This is a genomic window from Paenibacillus sp. 7516 (assembly GCF_002272715.1).
In the GTDB taxonomy this organism is placed as follows: Bacteria; Bacillota; Bacilli; order Paenibacillales; family Paenibacillaceae; genus Paenibacillus; species Paenibacillus illinoisensis_A.
Window position 1 is genome coordinate 1 of sequence record NZ_NPBI01000059.1, and the last position, 269, is coordinate 269.

The following is a 269-nucleotide window of genomic DNA, read 5'->3' on the forward strand; positions in this document are numbered from 1 at the left end:
AATCTAAAATTAAATAAGGCTCGGTAGCTCAGTCGGTAGAGCAGAGGACTGAAAATCCTCGTGTCGGCGGTTCGATTCCGTCCCGAGCCACCTTTTAATCCTGGAGGATTAGCGAAGTGGCCAAACGCATCAGACTGTAAATCTGCTCCCGTACGGGTTCGGTGGTTCGAATCCATCATCCTCCACCAGTTTTTATGAGTCATTAGCTCAGTTGGTAGAGCACCTGACTTTTAATCAGGGTGTCGAAGGTTCGAGCCCTTCATGACTCA

At 48.7% G+C, this 269-nt stretch carries 3 tRNA genes; all 3 read left to right on the forward strand.

Annotated elements, in window-relative coordinates:
• The first annotated feature begins 17 nt into the window (after positions 1–17).
• The 3 genes from CHI14_RS29610 (at position 18) to CHI14_RS29620 (ending at position 269) form a co-directional block, all read left to right on the forward strand.
• A tRNA-Phe gene (locus CHI14_RS29610) sits at positions 18–90 on the forward strand.
• Positions 91–102: 12 nt separating this feature from the next.
• A tRNA-Tyr gene (locus tag CHI14_RS29615) sits at positions 103–188 on the forward strand.
• An 8-nt stretch (positions 189–196) separates the two neighbouring features.
• Positions 197–269, forward strand: a tRNA-Lys gene (locus CHI14_RS29620).